14 protein-coding genes are annotated in these 15402 nt (G+C 46.2%); 11 read left to right on the top strand and 3 right to left on the bottom strand.

Annotation, left to right across the window (positions count from 1 at the left end; genetic code table 11):
• The first annotated feature begins 12 nt into the window (after positions 1–12).
• Genes B5D42_RS03870 through B5D42_RS03895 form a run of 6 tightly spaced genes read left to right on the top strand, consistent with a single transcriptional unit; the run spans position 13 to position 5141 of the window.
• The gene (locus B5D42_RS03870; protein WP_078830132.1) at positions 13–777 is read left to right on the top strand and encodes an SDR family NAD(P)-dependent oxidoreductase; all 765 of its coding nucleotides are present in this window, start codon (positions 13–15) and stop codon (positions 775–777) included.
• Positions 777–1508: a (Fe-S)-binding protein gene (locus B5D42_RS03875; protein ID WP_078830133.1), complete on the top strand. Its 732-nt coding sequence runs from the start codon at positions 777–779 to the stop codon at positions 1506–1508. Before B5D42_RS03870 ends, B5D42_RS03875 begins: the two co-directional genes overlap by 1 nt.
• Positions 1505–2890 carry a lactate utilization protein B gene (locus B5D42_RS03880; RefSeq protein WP_078830134.1) on the top strand — a complete coding sequence of 462 codons (1386 nt, stop codon included), beginning with the start codon at positions 1505–1507 and terminating at the stop codon, positions 2888–2890. Before B5D42_RS03875 ends, B5D42_RS03880 begins: the two co-directional genes overlap by 4 nt.
• Positions 2874–3440: a LutC/YkgG family protein gene (locus B5D42_RS03885; protein ID WP_078830135.1), complete on the top strand. Its 567-nt coding sequence runs from the start codon at positions 2874–2876 to the stop codon at positions 3438–3440. Before B5D42_RS03880 ends, B5D42_RS03885 begins: the two co-directional genes overlap by 17 nt.
• A 32-nt stretch (positions 3441–3472) precedes the next feature.
• Positions 3473–4324 (top strand): fumarylacetoacetate hydrolase family protein, encoded by an 852-nt coding sequence (locus tag B5D42_RS03890; RefSeq protein ID WP_078830136.1) that lies wholly within the window; start codon positions 3473–3475, stop codon positions 4322–4324.
• Positions 4325–4352: 28 nt separating this feature from the next.
• Entirely contained in the window at positions 4353–5141 is a 789-nt protein-coding gene (locus tag B5D42_RS03895) for an SDR family oxidoreductase (protein WP_078830137.1), read from the top strand.
• A 56-nt stretch (positions 5142–5197) separates the two neighbouring features.
• Here the strand turns inward: B5D42_RS03895 and B5D42_RS03900 are convergent, their stop codons facing one another.
• Positions 5198–6253 (bottom strand): PorP/SprF family type IX secretion system membrane protein, encoded by a 1056-nt coding sequence (locus tag B5D42_RS03900; RefSeq protein WP_078830138.1) that lies wholly within the window; start codon positions 6251–6253, stop codon positions 5198–5200.
• A complete protein-coding gene (locus tag B5D42_RS18235) occupies positions 6253–11031 on the bottom strand; it encodes a PKD domain-containing protein (protein ID WP_176112893.1) in 4779 nt (1592 codons plus the stop codon). Before B5D42_RS18235 ends, B5D42_RS03900 begins: the two co-directional genes overlap by 1 nt.
• 192 nt (positions 11032–11223) lie before the next feature.
• On the opposite strand from B5D42_RS18235, the gene B5D42_RS03910 reads away from it, so the two are divergent.
• The 5 genes from B5D42_RS03910 to B5D42_RS03930 all read left to right on the top strand — a co-directional run bounded on the left by B5D42_RS03910 (position 11224) and on the right by B5D42_RS03930 (position 14536).
• Positions 11224–11643 (top strand): response regulator, encoded by a 420-nt coding sequence (locus B5D42_RS03910; RefSeq protein ID WP_176112894.1) that lies wholly within the window; start codon positions 11224–11226, stop codon positions 11641–11643.
• A gap of 43 nt (positions 11644–11686) precedes the next feature.
• Positions 11687–12610 (top strand): SPFH domain-containing protein, encoded by a 924-nt coding sequence (locus tag B5D42_RS03915; protein WP_078830141.1) that lies wholly within the window; start codon positions 11687–11689, stop codon positions 12608–12610.
• A 72-nt stretch (positions 12611–12682) separates the two neighbouring features.
• The gene (locus B5D42_RS17980) at positions 12683–13144 is read left to right on the top strand and encodes a hypothetical protein (protein WP_078830142.1); all 462 of its coding nucleotides are present in this window, start codon (positions 12683–12685) and stop codon (positions 13142–13144) included.
• Between the two features lie 265 nt (positions 13145–13409).
• Positions 13410–14093: a MotA/TolQ/ExbB proton channel family protein gene (locus tag B5D42_RS03925; RefSeq protein ID WP_078830143.1), complete on the top strand. Its 684-nt coding sequence runs from the start codon at positions 13410–13412 to the stop codon at positions 14091–14093.
• A 38-nt stretch (positions 14094–14131) separates the two neighbouring features.
• Entirely contained in the window at positions 14132–14536 is a 405-nt protein-coding gene (locus B5D42_RS03930) for an ExbD/TolR family protein (RefSeq protein ID WP_078830144.1), read from the top strand.
• A gap of 4 nt (positions 14537–14540) precedes the next feature.
• Here B5D42_RS03930 and prmC read toward each other — a convergent pair whose 3' ends face one another.
• Positions 14541–15386 (bottom strand): peptide chain release factor N(5)-glutamine methyltransferase, encoded by an 846-nt coding sequence (gene prmC, locus B5D42_RS03935; RefSeq protein ID WP_078830145.1) that lies wholly within the window; start codon positions 15384–15386, stop codon positions 14541–14543.
• Positions 15387–15402 lie beyond the last annotated feature (16 nt).

Consider the following 15402-nt stretch of genomic DNA (forward strand, 5'->3'; position numbering starts at 1 on the left):
TAAACCGATCGTATGTTCAGATTAGATGAAAAAACAGCAGTTGTAACAGGAGGCGGCAGTGGTATAGGAAAAGCTGTGGCGCAGGTGTTCGCGGCACAAGGGGCGTTTGTGCATATTGTGGATTTGTCTGTAGCGAATGCAACTGCCTGCCTGCATGAATTGCAGCAGAATGGCGGAAAAGGTATGGCCCACACCTGCGATGTAAGCGATCAGCAGCAGGTGAATGTCTTGTTCGCTAAAATCGGTAAGCTCGATATTCTTGTTAATAATGCCGGCATTGCCCATGTAGGGAACGTAGAGAATACTGGTGAAGCCGACTTCGACCGTGTATTCAATGTAAATGTAAAAGGCGTGTATAATTGCCTGCACGCAGCAGTTCCGCTGATGAAGCAAAATGGCGGTGGTGCGATTCTGAACCTGTCGTCTATTGCTGCTGTAACAGGCATAGCAGACCGATTTGCTTACAGCATGAGTAAAGGTGCTGTACATGCAATGAGTCTTTCAGTGGCCAGGGATTATATCAAAGATCATATCCGCAGTAATACGATCTCCCCGGCCCGTGTACATACTCCGTTCGTGGATGGATTCATCACTAAAAATTACCCCGGACGCGAAGCTGAAATGTTCGATAAATTATCGAAGTCGCAGCCCATTGGCCGTATGGGTACAGTGGATGAAGTGGCTAAACTGATCCTTTATCTCTGCTCGGATGAAGCCGCGTTTATCACCGGGAACGATTATTCGATCGATGGCGGTTTTATTAAACTGAATAACTGATGCGGGTAGGGTTGTTTATACCTTGTTATGTAGACCAGTTCTATCCGCAGGTAGCGATCGCTACCATGGAACTGCTGGAGAAACTGGGTTGTGAAGTAGTGTATCCTGCAGCGCAAACCTGTTGCGGGCAGCCTATGGCTAATTCCGGCTTCGAATCTTATGCTGCGGGTTGTAATGCAAATTTTATTAAGCAGTTCAGGGGATTTGATTATGTGGTATGCCCCTCGGGCAGCTGCGTATTACATGTTAAAGAACATTTGCACGACGCTGACGAAAGTACAGCCTCTGTAATCAGAAACACTGTATACGAACTGACTGAATTTCTTACCGATATTCTGAAAGTTGAGCAGCTGAATGCGTCATTCCCTTTTAAAGTCGGGCTGCATGTGAGCTGTCATGGACAGCGTATGCTACACCTCGCATCGATGAGTGAGCGGATGTTGCCACCATTCTCAAAAGCGTTGTCATTGCTTCATAAAGTGGCGGGGATTGAATTGATTGATCCAGTGCGTGCAGATGAATGCTGTGGTTTCGGCGGAACTTTCTGTGTAACGGAAGAAGCTGTTTCTGTTGCCATGGGGCAATCACGCGTAGAAGAACATGCCGCTAATGATGTTGAATATATAACCGGCGGAGATATGAGCTGCCTGATGCACCTGGAAGGCATTCTGAAAAGACAGAGAAGCAATATAAAAGTGATTCATCTTGCCCAAATCCTGAATGCGCAATGAGTACGCTGCCTGTATCACATAGTAAAGCTGCTGAGGCATTCCTGGCGGATAAGCCTTATGTTTCCTGGCATGACGAGACGTTATGGTTCGTACGTTCAAAGCGCGACAAGGCAGCACGTTCTGTACCGGAGTGGGAAACATTACGTGAACTGGCTTCGGCTGTAAAAGCGCATACCTTGTCGCGGCTGGACGAATACCTGGTGCAATTTGAATCGAACGCAAAAAAGAACGGGATCCATGTGCACTGGGCCAATGATGCGGCAGAGCACAATTCAATCATCACTGAAATCCTTCGTTCGCACAATGTGCAAAAGGTAGTGAAGAGCAAATCAATGCTGACGGAAGAATGCGGGTTGAATCCTTATCTGGCAGAGAGAGGTATATCCGTGATCGATACTGATCTTGGTGAATATATTGTTCAGTTGCGTAACGAACATCCGAGTCATATCGTGCTGCCGGCTATTCACCTGAAAAAGGAAGCCGTGAGCGACACTTTTCATGAACACCTCCACACCGAGAAAAATAATAACGATCCTGTTTACCTCACACGTTCTGCTAGAACAGTGTTACGGAATCATTTTATCACTGCAGATGCTGCAATAACAGGTGTCAATTTTGCCGTAGCAGAAACGGGAGGTTTTGTGATATGTACCAATGAAGGCAATGCAGACATGGGCGCGCATGCTTCAAAGCTGCATATCGCATGTATGGGTTTTGAGAAAATCATACCAAGAGCGGAAGATCTGGGCATTTTTTTAAGATTGCTGGCAAGAAGCGCTACAGGGCAACCTGTTACTACTTATTCAAGCCATTTTCACCGGCCGGCCCCGGGACAGGAACTGCATCTTGTACTTGTTAACAATGGCCGCGCAAGACAGCTCGGCAGACCTGAATTCAGGAATTCCCTGAAATGCATCCGCTGCGCAGCCTGTTTTAATACTTGTCCTGTTTACAGGAGAAGTGGCGGACATAGTTATCACAATGCAGTTGCAGGTCCGATCGGTGCAATACTGGCTCCGAATCTTGATATGAAGAATAATGCGGACCTGCCGTTTGCATCAACGCTCTGCGGGTCTTGTACCAATGTTTGTCCTGTAAAGATCAACATACACGAACAATTATGGAGCTGGCGCCAGGTGCTGATGAAAGAAGGCTATGGAGGCAAGGCAAAAGAAGCGGCGATGAAAACGATGGCTGCGGTACTCTCAAAGCCAGGGCTTTTTGTGAGAACAGCTAATACGGCAAGAAAACTGATGCGGGCTGTGCCCTGGTTGTTTAACAATAAACTCAACCCGTGGTATCGCCAGCGTGAAATGCCGTCGGCACCAGCGCAAAGTTTTAAAACCTGGTATAAAAAGAACCGAAATGAGCAGCAGGGATGAAATATTGAGTATGATCAGGGAAAACAGGCCGGCTTTTTCACCATTGCCTGAAATTCCTGTTTTTATACATGAAAAGCCACTGGCTGAATGGTTTACTGAAACACTTACAGGTATCGGTGGAAAAGTTGTACACCTGAAAGATACAGGCGAAGTTGAAACAAGAATACAGCAGCAGCATGGCGGGGTGATCAATACAACAGACCTTTCGGCTGCTGCGAAATACCGGCACGCAACAGCACAGGAGCTTGAGGCCGTAGATACAGTGATCGTGCCCGGAATAATAGCGGTCGCTGAAAATGCTGCGGTATGGGTAAATGAAAAAGATATGATAAACAGGCTGCTGCCCTTTATCTGCCGGCAGCTTATAATCATTGTGCAGTTAACGGATCTTGTGCCCGATATGCATAGTGCCTATAAGAAGATCCGTATAGATGAAGCTGGGTTCGGCGTTTTTATCGCAGGGCCATCTAAAACAGCAGATATAGAACAATCGCTGGTGATCGGTGCGCATGGCCCTTTGGCTATGGAAGTGTGGTTTGTCGGCGAATAACAATAAATCTATCATTATAAAAAGCAGAACTTATGAAATTGATCAGATTCAGACAGGACGGAATGGTGAAAACCGGTGTGATCGAGGGGGAGAAATACCTGGATACATCATCCTTCGGTGAAGATTACAATGAGCGGTTTTTTGAAACGGAAGGGCTTGTGCGGTTGCAGGCATTTGTAAACGAGAATAGGGCCGTATTGCCTGTGGTTCCTGCTGATGTTTCACTGGATTGTCCTTTCGGACGTCCTTCCAAGATCATCTGTATCGGGCTTAACTATGCAGATCATGCAAAGGAAACCAATGCTGCAATTCCAAAAGAACCGATTGTCTTCTTCAAATCAACCACGGCTATCGTTGGGCCGAATGATGATGTGATGATCCCTAAGAACTCGGAAAAAACAGACTGGGAGGTTGAGCTTGCGGTGGTGATCGGCAAGAAAGCGAGCTATGTGGAAGAAGCGGACGCCTTGTCTTACGTGGCAGGGTATTGCCTGCACAATGATATCAGCGAACGGGCATTCCAGCTGGAACGTGGCGGACAGTGGGTGAAGGGGAAAAGCTGTGATACATTCGCGCCGCTTGGTCCCTTTATGGCAACGCGTGATGAAATCGAAAACGTAGACGCATTGCGTCTCTGGTTGAGTGTAAACGGGAAAATGATGCAGGATGGAACCACAGCCAACCTGATCTTCAACATTCCTTATCTTGTGTCTTACCTCAGCCACTTCATGACCCTGCTCCCGGGTGATGTGATATCTACCGGAACCCCGGCTGGCGTTGGTTTGGGTTTTAACCCGCAGATTTACCTGAAACCGGGTGACGTAATGGAACTCGGTATTGACGGACTTGGGACTTCACGTCAGCTGGTAAAAGCCTGGCAGTAATAAATAGCTTCACATCAAACGAATTTTTATGGACCTGAAATTAAAAGACAAAGTGGTTATCGTAACCGGCGGTGCCAAGGGAATCGGCGAAGGCATTTCACTGGCACTGGCTGCTGAAGGTGCTATCCCATGCATCATTGGAAGAAGCGAAACTGATAACAAACATACGGTTTCGGCTATTGAAGCAAAGGGCGGCCAAGCTTTCCAGGTAGTGGCTGAACTGACAGACCCCCAGGCTTGTGCAGATGCGGTGACAAAAGTTGCATCGGCTTTCGGAAGAATCGACGGCCTTGTGAATAATGCAGGCGTAAATGATGGAGTAGGGCTGGAGAACGGCAGTTATGAAGGCTTTATAGCTTCCCTGCACAGGAACCTTGTGCATTATTATCTCATTGCTCATCATGCACTTCCCTGGCTGAAAAGATCACAGGGGGCTATTGTGAATATAGGTTCAAAGACAGCAGAAACTGGCCAGGGCGGAACTTCTGCCTATGCGGCTTCAAACGGCGGCAGGAATGCACTCACCCGTGAATGGGCTGTGGAATTACTGAAGTACGGGATCCGTGTAAATGCAGTTATCGTTGCTGAAAGCTATACGCCGCTGTATGAAAAATGGATTCAGACACTACCCAACCCGGAAGAAAAACTGAAAATAATCACTGCGAATATTCCGTTAGGCAACAGGATGACCACAACGGAAGAAATTGCATCTATGGTCACTTTTCTTTTATCCGAAAGATCAAGTCATACAACAGGCCAGCTGATCCACGTGGACGGCGGTTATGTGCATCTCGACCGTGCTATTGCAAATGGATAATTTATTATACAGCGTTGCTGCATACGGCTGTTGCGTGCAGCAACGCTGCTGGTCGGCTAAAACCTCGGGCATAATACTGCATTTCGCGAACTGTTTTCCCTGTCGAGAAAGCCAATAAAAGTCAGCGATAATTCAAATGCACCCCTGCCGCCGCTTGCTTTATTGAGCGTGGAGATATTCACATCGTAACTCAGCGCAAAAGAAAAAGGTGTGTAATCCAGTTTTACAATGGGAATGATCGCATCGTTCCAGCGGAAAAAACTGCCGAAATGGATATAATAACTGCGCTTATAAGTGCCGCCGCCCGGTTTGTAGGTATACATGGCACCGAATACGCATTCTGAAAAATCTCCCTGCATACTGTAATCTCCGAGCAGTGTCAATGCCGTGTTTTCATTGATATTGCTTTTGTAGCCACCTGATATTACCCACTTTGGTTTTGTTTCAACCAATGGGTTTCTGTAAAAGGAGTTCTGTGGGGTGTTGATATGATGAAAGGCAACTCCCACATAATAATTCCCGGTATTATCGCCGATGGATGAGTTGAATGACATACCCACGGATGCATCAAAATAACTGTATTTGGTCTGACTGAAAAGTTCGCCATCCGGAAGTGAAGGATTATAACCGTTTCCATCGAACTGGTTATTCGTGGTGATCTTTGTCCTGTCGATATTACGTTGAACGAGACCCGCCATAAAACCCAGTGAGAGATATTTTGTTTTATTGCCGCTGAGCGACTTATGGTAATTAAATGCAGGCATCAGGTTGGTAGTGGTGAAATTAATTGTTCCTGCACGGTCGTACATAACAGCAAGTCCTGCAGTTACAAAATCATTATTCTTTCCCGCAGGAAATTTATACTCTGCGTTTAATGCTCCTGTTGTATAGGGTACGGTAACGCTGGCCCATTGAGATCTGAATACTGTCTGTGCTCTTACATCGCCATCGAATATGCCCGATAAACCAGGATTACGTAATATAGGTGTTTCAAAAAACTGTGAAAAATGTGTATCCTGTGCCTTGATCACTGAACAGCCTGTTACAAGCACCAGCAACAGGAGGCGCGCCCTGTAAATTATGTTTGATATATAGTGTTTGCTGTTGATCATTATCTCAGCAATGAAATATTACCCTGCGATGCGATGACCGCATTGTTTTCACAAACGATCTCAATGGTATATACATATACATCTGCTGGTGCTTCCCTGCCACCTGATTTTCCATCCCAGCCCTTGCTGGCATCGTTCGCATCAAATTCTCTTACGGAATAGACCAGCTGCCCGGCGCGGTTATAAATATTGAATGAACGTACCTTATACAAACCTTTGCCACGTGGGTAGAACACATCGTTCATGCCATCGCCATTGGGAGAAAATGTATTGGGGATAAAAACATTCGATCCTGAGCAGGTAACGATGATCTTCACTTCGTCGGCTGCCGTACAATGCCCTTCATTTGAAACAAGCACACGATAAGTGATATTGTTTTTCGGACTGATAAATGGTTCCGGGCAATTATTGCAGCTTAGCCATATTGCGGGACTCCATCGCCAGTTGTTGATGTCTGATGAATTCACAGTTCGCAGCTGAACAGTGTTGCCCGCGGGCACTTCTTTCACGGAATCCGCTATGCTGATAACTGGTATCGGGTATACTTTAACTGTAATGCTTTTAGTATCAGAAAAACAATTGAGTGAATCGCCTGCACGGACAGTGTACGTTGTTGTGGTAAGTGGCCTTACAACCGGGTTCGGAATTGTACTGTTGCTGATAGCTATGGCAGGAGTCCATTGGTATCTTTCAGCAGGACTTGCAAACAACTGGGTACTTTCGCCGATACAGATCGTGTCTTTCCCCCGCACATTAACCCGAACCGGAAATTTCAAACCAACACGTATGGAGTCGGAAGAATGGCAGCCATATTGATTAGAGCCGGTTACAAAATAGGTAGCGGGGCCACCTGGTGTAGCTACGGGGTTGCTGCAGTTAGTACAGCTTAATGTTGCAGATGATCTCCAGTTATATTGTTCAGCGCCGGAAGGTTTCAGCGTTAAACTGCTTCCGAGGCAGATAATGGTATCCCTGCCGGCTTCGGTAACAGGCGCTTCAAACAGGAGCAGTGATTTGGCAACCGTATCTGCGCAGCCTGCATTATCAATGGCAGTTAAGGTAACCTTGTAATTACCTGCTGTATTATACAGATGAGTGGCGGTGGCAGTACCGGCCCCGGATCCGTCTCCGAAATCCCAGCGCCAGCTTGTGATCACATGTGTGAGAGAGTCGGCTGCAAAAAAGGATACCGCGGTGTTGGCACAGGCTGTTGCAGGATGCATCGTCCGGATATCCGGGCTTCTTTTCAAAGGAATGCTAACCGGAAAGCGGGTACTGTCTGAACAACCGCCGTTTGTTGTTACCACAAGTGAGATCTGCTCCATGGCTGTATCCGTATAAGTAAGGACTGCGTTGGATCCTGTACGTATACCTTTTGTAACGGATGTCCACAGGTAATTATTGATCCTTGCGTTTGTAACCGTTGAAGAGTCGGTCAGGGAAAGATAAGTAGAATCGCATAGTTGTGTGATTCTACTGGCAGCACCGGCTTTTACAGAAGCAATGCGTATCGTGTCCTTGCCTTTGATGGTGACCTGGCAGGATGCATTATCGGTAAGTAATACCTGGGGAACATAGTTGCCTGGCTGTGCGTAGGTATAATTAAATAATGAATCTTCTAAAGCAAAGGTGTTACCATCGTTCATGTCCCATACAACATAAGATGTATTGGCCGCAACAGCCTTGAACCGGACAGTCAGTGTGTCGCAGCCATTCAGGTCTCCGTAGGTGAACTTGCCGGAAGGCCCTTTCACAACCAGTTTTTTTCTTGCGGTATCTCTGCAATTACCGAAGCCGCCTGCAACAAGCTCGAGTGTATATTCCCCACCCATGGTGTAATAGTGAACAGGGTTCTTTTCCCCGGAAATATTTCCATCATTGAAAGTCCATGTATAATTCAGGGCATTTACAGATGTGTTTTCAGGATTGATGATTAATGGCGGACAAACAGCGAAAGTGTCGGCAAGTGTAAATGAAGCATGCGGGTCTGCAATGGTGACCAGGTTTTGTTTGAAAACACTATCAGTGCAGCCGTAATTGTCGGTTATTTTTAATCTGACAGCATACGTTCCTTCCTGATTATAGAAGTGCACCGGATTCACTGCTGTTGATGACCCGCCATCTCCAAAATCCCATCTATACGTAAATGAAGGACTGCCTATTGATGCGGAGGTAAACTTCAGGTTGTTTTTTGAACATAATAATGTGTCAGAAATATTGAATTCGGCTTTAGGGTTGGTGATGATGACGGATGCGTTTTTGACGACGGAATCCATGCAACCATAAGAATCCGTAACTTTCAGTTTTACAACAAAACTTCCTGCTTTTTCATATTTATGAGTGGCTCCGGGCACTGTGAAAGTATCTCCAAATCCGTCACCGTACATCCATTCGCGTTTGGTAACGGGATGTATCTTATCGCTGACTGATGTATCAGTGAAAGTGATCAGTCCGTCGCTCAGGCAACTGCCCGCCGTATTACGGAATGCTGCTATGGGTCCATAAGCCTGTAATGGTGCTGAAATACGCGCAGTGTCGCGGCAGCCAAGGATGTTTTCAACAACAAGGAATGGTTGATAAGATCCTGCACGCTGATAAGTATGTTCAATGGTTTCATATTCTTTCTTGCGTTCGCTGGCCGTTCCATCGCCATAGAACCATGTAAAAGCAGACACCAGAGCGCTCTCGAACTGTGTGGCAACAAAAATGCCTGATTGGTTTTTACAAAAGGCATTATCTAGACTGTATATAAAAGCGGGACGCGCATCAATGATACGGACTTCCTGTTTCTGAACATCTGTGCAGGTGCCGTTGGTAACGGTAAGGGTTACGGTGTAAAGCCCGGGCTGTGTATAGATGTGAATAGGATTACGTTCCGAACTGGTCTGTCCGTCACCGAAATCCCAGGTGGAGCTGCCTGCATCAATTGAATTATTAATGAAAACACGCCTGTAATCATTGTTGCAGTTGAATGTATATGAGAACTTAGCCACGGGTGCCTGTATGTGTATCAGCCTGTTTCTGGTGATATTGTTGCGGCAGCCATTGTTGATAACGGTTAACGTTACATTGAAGTAGCCGGTATCATTGTAATAGTAGGTTGGATTTTTCAGCCCCGAGGTTCCGCCGTTTCCAAATTCCCAGCGCCAGGATTGAATATTGCCGGTAGATTCATCGGTAAACTGGATCGGCACAGATGCGCATACATCAACCGGCGAAGCGCTGAAAGCCGGAACAGGTAACACATCCACCATGACAGCTTTGGGTATGGTTAAGGTTTTTTTACATCCGCTCCGAGTAGTAATAGTAAGTGACACATCATAGGTGCCTGTTGTTGTGTAAGTATGAGCGGGTGAAGCATCTGAGGATGTGGTGCCATCGCCGAAATTCCATTCATAACCCACAATCGGTTCTGCGGAACGGATCAGGGGTGTCATATTCAATGTTGCAGGTAAACAGCCGCGGAACGGTATTCCTGTGATGGTATCGATTACGGGTTGCTGAATACGTATTGCATTTGTTTGCAGGGCAGTGTCGGTACATTGATTAACGTTATAGGCAATCAATGTAACGGCATATGAACCTTCTGCAGTATAGATATGATCAGGATGTTCGGAAGAGGAAGTGCTGCCATCGCCGAATAGCCACTTGTACAATGAAGCGCCCTGTGATTTATTGATAAAGCCTGCACCAACCGGTGCTCTGCAGAATGATCCATCGCCCGGCAATACAAATGATGCAACAGGCTTGTTTTCGATATTGATGCGCTTACTGACAGTTCTTACACAGTTTGCAAAATGTGCAGTAAGCCTTATGTTATAAGTGCCTGCAGATGTAAAGGTAACTGCGGCACTGTCGCCATTTACAACAGACCCATTGCCAAAATCCCATTCCATCGATGAAGGACTGGGTGATGAAGTGCTGATAAATACAGCAGGTGTGTTGATACAGATAACGGGAATAGCAAAGTCGGGAGTAAGTACCCCGATGGGGATTACCTGTCTGAAACTGTCGGCACAACCCGCCTGTGTCATGGCTATCAGTGAAACTGTATAAGAACCCTGGCTTTCGAACTGGTGCAGCGGCGATGTCTGGGCGGAGGAGCCGCCGTCACCAAAATCCCATTTATAAGTTGGCTGGTCGCGTGAAGCGGAAGTGTTGGTGAAAGAAACGGTAACGGGTGGTTCACAGGTATTGATGAAGTTATAGTTGAATGAAGCTTTCACGCCCGATGCATTAACAAGCGCGGGTTTTTGAAGGGAAGCAGCGCAACCCTTGCTGTTCTTTACTGTTAATGTAACGCCATAGGTATTTGGAATGGTATAAACGTTGCGGGGTTGCGTGTCGCGGGAAATCCGACCATCGCCAAAATCCCAGGTCGTTTCCGCAACTGTTCCGGAGCCGGGGCTGCCTGTGAATCTGAACGTAACGGGCAGCGGAGCGCATCCGGCAGTAACGGACGGGACGAAATCAATTTCCGGTTTGGCGTAAACTTCGATGTAATTGGTTTTCACCAGTGAGTCGGAGCCGGCAGCATTGGTTACAACCAGTTTTACCGTGTATAGACCGGGCTGAGCATAAATAACACCTGGATTACGACTGGTAGAAGTGGTTCCATTACCAAGGTCCCATTTCCATGAAGAAGGATTGCCGGTAGAAGAATCCCTGAACTGAACCACAAGCGGTGCACATCCGGAAGTGATATTGGCAGAAAAATGAGGAGCAGGTTGGGCATGCGCGTCCAAAGGCAGGATTGATAAACCGAGAAATAGTATCAATCCTGATACAGATTTGTATCGGGCTGCAGGGCTCACGATTGCATTATATTGGAATATTGGCAAACAGGATGAATGGAAATCTTAACCTGTTCTGTTTTAAATATACAAATTATATGCCCTGTATCCAAGAAAAGAGCATGCTGTTTTCAGGCAATTTGCAGGTATCTTTGTGTAGATCAGTTAGCCTTGCATATGCCCCATACCATCAAAATATTGCTGATAGAAGATGATCAGGATGATATAGAGCTTCTGCAGGAAACTTTGCGGGAGAATGGTATTGATTATGAACTGGAACTGATCAAAGACGGCGGCCAGGTAGCGGGTTACCTTGGAAATGTGCGGGAAGCACCTGATGTGATCGTTATGGATTTCAATCTGCCGAAGATTCATGGTCGTGAAATCCTGAGGGATATCCGGTCAGCAACTGGTTTTCAGCATGTTCCGATCGTGATTCTCAGTACTTCTTCAGCCACTGAAGATATTAATTACTCTTACAATCAGGGCGCAAGCCGTTATCTCATCAAGCCGACCACGCTTGCAGGCATACGCAATGTGGTAGATGTGATTGTTTCGCTGGCAAATGAAGCCGGTAATGAAAATATTGTAGAATAATTGCCTCGGTATTGCTTAAATTGTTTTCTTAAAACATACGCTTATGGCATTTCTCGCAGCATACTGGTGGGTGCTGGTCATCCTCATTATTATCTTCAGCGGATTGGTAACTGTAAACCAGGGTACTATTGCTGTTATTACCATGTTTGGAAAATACAGGCGGATCTTAAGACCCGGATTGAATTTCAAGATCCCGCTGATCGAACAGGTGTACAAGACAGTAAGCATACAGAACCGCTCTGTAGAGCTTGAATTTCAGGCAGTAACCGTAGATCAGGCTAATGTTTATTTTAAAAGTATGCTCCTTTATTCGGTGATCAACCAGGATGAAGAGACCATAAAAAATGTGGCGTTCAAATTCATCAGCGATAAAGACCTGATGCAGGCGCTGATCAGAACGGTGGAAGGGAGTATCAGGGCATTTGTAGCAACAAAAAAACAGGCGGAAATATTACTGCTGCGCAGGGAAATTGTGGAATTTGTAAAGGAACAGATCGATCATTCCCTGGAAGACTGGGGCTATCATCTGCAGGATCTGCAGATCAATGATATCACGTTCGATCAGCAGATCATGGACAGCATGAGTAAAGTGGTTGCGAGTAATAACCTGAAAGCGGCAGCAGAGAATGAAGGCCAGGCATTGCTCATTACTAAGACCAAATCAGCAGAAGCGGAAGGTAATGCGATCAAGATAGCGGCAGAGGCAGAGCGCGAAGCGGCCAGGCTGCGTGGTCAGGGTGTGGCGCTGTTCAGGGAAGAAGTGGCCAAAGGTATGAGTCATGCGGCAGAGCAGATGAAACAGGCCAACCTGGATACGAATGTGATCCTGTTCAGTATGTGGACGGAAGCAGTGAAGAATTTTGCAGAATATGGTAAAGGCAATGTGATTTTCCTGGATGGCAGTGCCGACGGAATGGACAGGACGATGAAGCAGATCATGGCAATGATGAAAATGAAAGAAAAATAAATCGCCGATATTTTAATTCCACTCCGGTTTATCCGGAGCGCCCGCTCTTTACTTTGCTAAAATTATCAGCAAATGGAACAAAGGGTAGCGGCTTTAGAAGCTGGATTAGCAAAGATCTCTGCGCAATTGACAGCGCTTACGGAATTGGTTATTGCAGGGTTTGCCAGGATTGACGAGCGGTTGACCCGGCTGGAAGAAAGGATGGACCGGGTTGAAGAACGTTTGGACAGAGTTGAAGAACGATTAACCCGGGTTGAAGAACGTTTGGACCGAGTTGAGCTTCGTCTGGACAGAGTTGAGGCGCGGTTAACCAGGGTTGAAGAGCGTCTTGACCAAGGGGAAGAAAGACTGAACAAGCTTGAAAAAACGGTAGCCTTACAAGGCAGCAAAATTACCTGCCAGGGTGATAGGATTACCCGTGGTTTTGCTGAACTGGGGTACAGAATCGACCGCCTGACTGATGAAGCAGCCAAAATCGCGAGGGTGACCGGTTACATGGAACTCCATAAAAACTGGGAAAGAATGCGCGGGTAATTCATTTGGTGGAAATTATTTTAAGTCCCTGTACGTTTTGGGGAGAATATTTAGGGTGTTCTCCCCCAAAACTTCTTTTGAAGAAGAGATAGGCTTAACAAGTGATAAACTTGCCAGCTTACCCTGTAAGCGCTATTTCCGTCATGTAAAATAACTTCCATGTGTAAAAGCTTTCCTAAAAAAAGGCAGGCAGACAATTTTATTCACAGCGGCACTGTTCTTTTGTAGAAGCAGTTAATTTTAGCCAAACTATAAACCAATCAGCATGTTCTATCTTCTCCAGTCAGATACTTTGCAAAAAGCTGTAACTGCAGTAGTTGCTCCCCCGGAAAAGATCTCTATGTGGAGCCTTCTCGAAAAGGGAGGCTGGATCATGTATCCGTTATACATGCTGCTCATAGCTGCTATTTTCGTATTTGTTGAAAGATTACTGGCAATCAGGCGGGCATCCCGGATCGAACCCAATTTCATGAGCATTATACGGGATAATATCATGACCGGAAACGTATCTGCAGCCCGCAGCCTGGCTAAAAATACCAATAACCCGGTTGCCCGTATGATCGACAAAGGCATACAGCGTATCGGAAAACCGATAGATGCGATAGAAAAAAGCATGGAAAATGTGGGAAAGCTTGAAATGTATAGTATGGAACGTAATCTCTCCATCCTTTCTCTGATTGCAGGGATTGCACCGATGTTCGGGTTCCTCGGAACCATTGTAGGGATGGTGCAGCTTTTCTATGGGATAGCTTCAACAGGTGAATACACGTTAAATACGATTGCAGGCGGTATCTATACCAAAATGATCACTTCGGCTACAGGTCTGATCATCGGTCTGATAGCTTATGTGGGACATAACTTTCTGAGTACCCAGATCGATAAAACTGCCAACCGTATGGAAGCTGCTAGCGCAGAATTTATTGATATCCTGCAGGAACCAACCAGGTAAGCAGAATATCTTCACATCACATTACAACAGGCCACCTCATGAATATCAGGAAAAGATTCAGAACACATCCGGAAATGCATACAGGAGCATTGAACGATATTTTGTTCATCCTGTTATTGTTCTTCCTTATCGTGTCTACGCTGGCTAATCCCAATGTGATCAAAGTGTCGAACCCTAAAGCCAAAAGCGATACAAAATCCAAACAAACCGTTGTTATAACTGTGGATAAGGATCAGCAGATCTATATCGGCTCACAGAAGATCAGCTTTGAGCAATTGGAGCCGGAATTGAAAACCTTCCTGGCCAAAGAAACGGAAAAACCTTCCGTGGTGATCAATGGCGACAGTACATCCCATCTCGGCACGGCTATCAAAGTAATGCAGGTGATCAAAAGACTGGGTGCAACACCGGTAATGGCAGTAGATAATTCAGGGGCGCAATAATATATCAGGCAAGCGTTGCAAGGATCATCCGGTCTTTTCCGTAAAAGTCCTTTTTTAGTGTTGTTGTATAACCGTATTCCTCCAGCAGTGCCTGAGTCTCCCTTCCCAGTGCTTCGTTGATCTCGAGAAAAAGCATTCCCCCGGGAGTAAGATGAGATTTCCCGAATAAGGCTATTTTCCGGTAAAAAAGCAATGGATCCGCGTCCGGAACAAACAGGGCCAGGTGCGGCTCATGATTCAATACATGATGCAGCATAGTGACGCTTTCCGATTCCTTTACATAAGGCGGATTACTTACAATCGCATCGAAAATGCCCAGCTCTGTCCAGGTATCTTCACGAAGAAAATCAAACTGCATAAAATTGACATCGGCCTGGTGTCTTTCCGCATTGCTTTTGGCTACAGCAAGCGCAGGAGTGCTGACATCTATCGCGCTGACTGAAACAGCGGGTAATCGTTTTTTTATCGTAACCGGGATACAACCGCTTCCCGTGCCTATATCCAGGAGCTTCCGGATCTTTGTTTGATAGGCGATAACTTCTTCCACCAGTTCTTCTGTTTCCGGCCGGGGAATTAATGTCGCTTCTGTTACATGAAAACGCAGGCCGCCAAACCATGCTTCGCCCAGAACATATTGTACCGGGCTTCCTTTTTCAAGCCCTGCGAGATAGCGTTTGAAGCGCTGCTGATCTGATTCGGAAAGGTTGTCCTGACTGTGTAATAACCGGTATGCTTTCGTCTTACCGGTAAGCTCTTCCATCACCAGGTTCGCAATTGCGGAAGCTTCATTGCCGGGATAACTCATATTGAGAGTACTAAGGAGTAATTGATTGGCCTGGGAGATGGTCATGCTGCAATGTTACTAT

This window comes from Sediminibacterium ginsengisoli (assembly GCF_900167075.1).
In the GTDB taxonomy this organism is placed as follows: Bacteria; Bacteroidota; Bacteroidia; order Chitinophagales; family Chitinophagaceae; genus Sediminibacterium; species Sediminibacterium ginsengisoli.

What these genes read in the sequence shown, in the direction of transcription:
- B5D42_RS03870 (WP_078830132.1), top strand. Translation starts at nt 13, where the DNA reads ATGTTCAGATTAGATGAAAAAACAGCAGTTGTAACAGGAGGCGGCAGT.
- B5D42_RS03875 (WP_078830133.1), top strand. Translation starts at nt 777, where the DNA reads ATGCGGGTAGGGTTGTTTATACCTTGTTATGTAGACCAGTTCTATCCG.
- B5D42_RS03880 (WP_078830134.1), top strand. Translation starts at nt 1,505, where the DNA reads ATGAGTACGCTGCCTGTATCACATAGTAAAGCTGCTGAGGCATTCCTG.
- B5D42_RS03885 (WP_078830135.1), top strand. Translation starts at nt 2,874, where the DNA reads ATGAGCAGCAGGGATGAAATATTGAGTATGATCAGGGAAAACAGGCCG.
- B5D42_RS03890 (WP_078830136.1), top strand. Translation starts at nt 3,473, where the DNA reads ATGAAATTGATCAGATTCAGACAGGACGGAATGGTGAAAACCGGTGTG.
- B5D42_RS03895 (WP_078830137.1), top strand. Translation starts at nt 4,353, where the DNA reads ATGGACCTGAAATTAAAAGACAAAGTGGTTATCGTAACCGGCGGTGCC.
- B5D42_RS03900 (WP_078830138.1), bottom strand. Translation starts at nt 6,253, where the DNA reads ATGATCAACAGCAAACACTATATATCAAACATAATTTACAGGGCGCGC.
- B5D42_RS03910 (WP_176112894.1), top strand. Translation starts at nt 11,224, where the DNA reads ATGCCCCATACCATCAAAATATTGCTGATAGAAGATGATCAGGATGAT.
- B5D42_RS03915 (WP_078830141.1), top strand. Translation starts at nt 11,687, where the DNA reads ATGGCATTTCTCGCAGCATACTGGTGGGTGCTGGTCATCCTCATTATT.
- B5D42_RS17980 (WP_078830142.1), top strand. Translation starts at nt 12,683, where the DNA reads ATGGAACAAAGGGTAGCGGCTTTAGAAGCTGGATTAGCAAAGATCTCT.
- B5D42_RS03925 (WP_078830143.1), top strand. Translation starts at nt 13,410, where the DNA reads ATGTTCTATCTTCTCCAGTCAGATACTTTGCAAAAAGCTGTAACTGCA.
- B5D42_RS03930 (WP_078830144.1), top strand. Translation starts at nt 14,132, where the DNA reads ATGAATATCAGGAAAAGATTCAGAACACATCCGGAAATGCATACAGGA.
- prmC (WP_078830145.1), bottom strand. Translation starts at nt 15,386, where the DNA reads ATGACCATCTCCCAGGCCAATCAATTACTCCTTAGTACTCTCAATATG.